1 protein-coding gene is annotated in these 235 nt (G+C 42.1%); it reads left to right on the plus strand.

All coding sequences use genetic code 11. The features are described from left to right. The coding region (locus tag ASG38_RS17850) for a hypothetical protein (protein ID WP_162239627.1) at positions 1–235 on the plus strand (235 nt) is incomplete at both ends.

Here is a 235-nt window from a genome sequence, read left to right on the forward strand (position 1 = left end):
GAAATTGACAACATTAAGCAATGGTACCAATACTACGGTAGCTTCAACAGTAAGCGGCAATACTACAGATTATAAGGTTAGTGTTCCAACGGCAAGTACTACTCTGGGAGTTGTAAAACAGGCAGCTACCAATCCTACAATAAATATTGCTGCAGACGGTACGCTTTCTGTGAATACGACAGCAACAGGCTTAGGCAAGACACTGTCTACAGACGGTATTATTCAGGTGAACAGT

Source organism: Flavobacterium sp. Leaf359 (assembly GCF_001423985.1).
GTDB lineage: Bacteria > Bacteroidota > Bacteroidia > Flavobacteriales > Flavobacteriaceae > Flavobacterium > Flavobacterium lindanitolerans.